Source organism: Streptomyces sp. CB00455 (genome assembly GCF_001905445.1).
Classification (GTDB): domain Bacteria; phylum Actinomycetota; class Actinomycetes; order Streptomycetales; family Streptomycetaceae; genus Streptomyces.
The window spans coordinates 1-3,779 of record NZ_LIVQ01000021.1; the positions used below are offsets into that span (position 1 = coordinate 1).

The 3,779-nt window shown below is 68.9% G+C and carries 3 protein-coding genes and 1 pseudogene; 3 read left to right on the forward strand and 1 reads right to left on the reverse strand.

The genetic code is table 11. The features are described 5' to 3' along the window. Positions 1-140 precede the first annotated feature (140 nt). The 3 genes from AMK16_RS33990 to AMK16_RS37990 all read left to right on the forward strand — a co-directional run bounded on the left by AMK16_RS33990 (position 141) and on the right by AMK16_RS37990 (position 1,085). The gene (locus AMK16_RS33990; RefSeq protein WP_073921195.1) at positions 141-497 is read left to right on the forward strand and encodes a hypothetical protein; all 357 of its coding nucleotides are present in this window, start codon (positions 141-143) and stop codon (positions 495-497) included. Next, positions 494-784, forward strand: a complete 291-nt coding sequence (locus AMK16_RS33995) for a hypothetical protein (RefSeq protein WP_073921196.1) — start codon at positions 494-496, stop codon at positions 782-784. The genes AMK16_RS33990 and AMK16_RS33995 overlap by 4 nt, the downstream gene beginning before the upstream one ends. 154 nt (positions 785-938) lie before the next feature. Beyond that, entirely contained in the window at positions 939-1,085 is a 147-nt protein-coding gene (locus AMK16_RS37990; RefSeq protein ID WP_242439073.1) for a hypothetical protein, read from the forward strand. Positions 1,086-1,768: 683 nt separating this feature from the next. On the opposite strand, the pseudogene AMK16_RS38745 reads toward AMK16_RS37990, so the two are convergent. After that, positions 1,769-2,113, reverse strand: a pseudogene (locus AMK16_RS38745) (IS110 family transposase); the annotation flags it as partial. Positions 2,114-3,779 lie beyond the last annotated feature (1,666 nt).

The window sequence follows — 3,779 nt, forward strand, 5'->3', positions numbered from 1 at the left end:
CCTGTGGGAGAGTAGGACGCCGCCGAACAATTATTGTGGGAAAGCCCCGCACCATTCATGGTGCGGGGCTTTTCTGCGTTCAGGACCAGGTCGTACCGACCTCGCCTGGGTATCCTGGCGGCGTTGCCCTGGAGGACGCGATGACAGCACAGCAGCTGGAAGACGGCGGACCGCTCATCCCGCAGCCGGCCATGACGCGGGAAGCCCTGCGGGACGCCGTTCGCCGGATCGACATGGCCAGCCTCGCGGCGCTCGACAAGGAGTGCAACGAGGCGTTCGACCGTGCCGCCGAAACGGGAGCCATCAACCCGCTCCGGTTCTTCCTGATCAAGTGGGCCACGCACGTGGCGATCCACCGCTGGCCGGCCCGGGCCGCGGCGCTGCACGAAGCGGAACGAACCGCCGGAGACCCGAACGCCGGCGAGCAGGAGTTTCGGGCCGCAATGGAGACCAGTAGCCGCATCCTGGCCGAGGCCCAGCGGGAGATCGGTCAGTGACTTCACGCGGCGAGGGCGTGGAGAACGACAGCGGTTGGGCCTGGGAGTGCGATCCCGGGCGGTCCTGGGTCCTGGGGGACATGAGCGCGGAGCAGCAGAGTCTGGTCGGGTCCGTCATGGACGGCCTGGTCGACCTGGCGGCGATGGCCATCGACCCCAAGGACGGCAGCCTGTACGAAGATCCGCAGCCGATGCGGTTGCGTACGTACGAGGACGAGCACCTGCTGCTCTGGTACCAGACGATCCCCCACCGCTGCCGCGTCTACCTCAAGCGCGTCAACCTCTGAACTGCGGGGCCCGCCGACCGGCCGCGGGGGGCCTCTATGCATGCACGGACTCGATGAGAGGACCTTCAGGCATGTCTCCGTGAGCACTGAGGCCGTCGTGCTCCGCTGCAACGAGAAGCCGATGCACTAATTCAAGTACGCGGTAGGTGCCGAGATGATCGTCGACTTCCACACCCTCCAGGAGATCGAACCGACGGGGCAGGATCCGGCAAGACTTGATGACGTCATGAGGCCCCTCGGGCCCATCCGTGGCAAGGTCGCGCCTCTGCACAGCGTCCTGGCGCTGGTGGAACGCTTTTGACATCCACCTGCGGCAACCCGATGACGTTGACGGCGAGCGTTGGAGCGGCAGGCTGACTTCCTCTGCTGGGCTGAAAGCCTCAAGCGGCGGCCCTCAGGGCAGGGGTTCCGGAGGGCGGGTGGGCGGTGCCCTCGTCATGGACAGTGCGCTTGGGGAGGCAGTGATGGGGGCAGCCAACCGAGCATGCGGTTGGAGAGGTTGCGCTGGGCGGCGGTGTGGCAGTCTCCATCGGCTCTTCGCCTGTCGTAGTGGGCCTGGGCACCGGGTGAGGCAGTCAGGCTGGCGAAGGCCCGGACATAGCCGACCGAAGCCAGACGCTGGTTCTTGTTCTAGTCCCTGCGGGCTATCACCGCGACGCTTCCGCCGGACGCCCGGGTAACCGGTACGGCCCCGGCGAAGGCCTCGAGGCCTTTCGCGTCGCTGAAGCCCAATCGGTCGTCGCCGATCTCGGCGAACCCCCGGCGCCGGTAAGAGGCCCGAGTCCTGGAAGGCTGAAGATGATCTCCGCGTCCGGGTGCCTATCCAAAGAGGTGACCGTCGCTTGGGCGAGGTCATCGACGTTGGTGCGGGCGGCATCGAGCTGTCTGGGCAAGTCGATGGCCCGACGGCCCCTAGCCCGCTCGGCGGTGATCTCGGCGGTCAGCTCCAGCGAGCGCATGGTGCGGGCGCGTCTGCGATTACGCCGCGTCCTTGGCATCGGTCTTGTCCCCGCCTGGTAGAGGTCGGCGAGCCGGCGCATCGCCAGTCCGGGCAGGTAGGCGACCTGGCATCCCGCGTCGCGGGCGGCGGTCAGCGGGAGTGCGCCCATGGAGGCGGGCGGGGTCCACGATGACGAGGACGGTGCCGAGCTTCGCGGCCAGTTCCTCGAAGACGGCCCGCATTCCTCGAAGACGGCCCGCAGTTTGGTCTCGCTGTTGGGCAAGGGCTTGGCGAAGACCTCCTTGCCGGCCGGGGTCAGCCCGTGGCCGTAGGGGGCCCTTGCCGACGTCCAGGCCGAGGAAGGTGCCCACGCTGCTGATGTCGATCACCGTGCCCTCCCCTCACTCGATATCGGTGCTGGCCTGGACGTCGGAGGCGTTCTCGCGCATCCACGCTATGCAGACCTGCCGCCCGGCCAGGCCGTGGCCGGACGGCTCATCAGCGTCTCCGACGGCACCCCTCGGGCACGGTGATACCCCCCGCAGGTCATGCGTTCGACAGCGGGCAACAGTCATAACGGGGCGGGGACGGCCAGGACGGCGACGAGTATCCACACCCCCGGCTGGCCGGCGCGGCCGTGGACGTGTATGCCGGGCCGCGTGCCGGCGACCAGCGCCGCCAGCCCGGTCTCTCGCGGGTGCCCGCCGTGACGCCCGCTTGGTAGCAGTAGGAGCGGCACAGTTCGGCCAGGTATGCAGAGAGGCGCAGTGACACCGCCAGGGGCGCGGGGTACGGGCGAGAGCGGCCGACAGGATGACGACGAGGCCCGCTGCCAGGTAGGGGGGCGCCAACCAAGAGGTTCGCCGAGCGCCCTGCCGAACGTACGGGCCGACAGCATGCCCCCGATGGACCCGCTCAGCAGGATGCCCATCACGGCGCCCGGCGGTCCGCAGCCACCAGCCCGGCCGCAAGGGGGCGATGACCTGTGCGGCGACGGTGGTCATGACGGTGGTCATGATGGCGGGCATACCGATGAGGACGCCGGCCGCGATGGGGAGGCCGACGGATCTCGACGACACGTGCTTCGTGCTCTCACCGTTGCCCGAGGCGGTGGTCAGCCTGCGGGTGCTGTGCTGTGCTGCGCTGTGCCGTGGCGGAGGGCGGGACTCGGCAGGCTGGGCGAACTCGACAACGGGCTGTTGATCTACCGGTGGGACTGAGGCGCACCCTGCCCGACTTTCTGACGCCTCGGCCCGCGGCCCTCGCTCCGGGCGTGGGCGAGGGACTGGCAGTGGTCCGCGGAACCGATACCGACCTGGTGCGCCGCGATCGGCTGGCGACGCACGCGCGGGACCGGTTTCCGGATGCGCTGCGTGCGGTGCGTGACGGGGACGAGGCCGCGGTCGTATGACCGCGCGATGCGATCTGTGACTTCTTGTGGCAGTGCTGGGCACTCACGGTCGAGCCACCGTGGCCCGAGATGCGGCTGCTGCTTGGAGGCGGCCATGACCTTCCGGGCGCGGCAGCTGGTCCGCGGTAAGCGCGGAAGAGGCGCCGTTGCTGAACTGCCCCACAGAGGTGTGGCGACGCTGTGGGCGCCAGCGCCAGCGCCGGTCTCGGATGAGCCCACCGGTCGCGCCTCTGGGAGCACCGCGAGCGAGACTGCTCGTTCTCCTGGAGGAACCGCTGACGACAGGGGGGTCGCCCGTCGCCTCCGGGTGACGCCGAGTGGGTCTCTCAGCACCCGCGCGTGCTGCACGCGAGCGGACTGGTGGCGCGTGCCCGGGACGGCCGACAGGTCCGGGACCGCCGGAGCCCGCTGGGCGACCAGGGGGCCGGCCGGAGGGCGGCAGGGCGCTTTTGACCTCTCGTCATGGTGCGATGTAGAGTTGAACAGTTGCCTCGAGCTGAAGGGCTCGGCACACGCCCCCTGATGAATTCGGTTCAGAGTGGGGCCCCTCGACTCCTCATCCAGGAATCTGAAGCCGGGAAATCCGGTGGAAATCTTCTGATAGAGTCGGATTCGCCGGAAGGGGAAAGCGCGAAAGCGAAGAA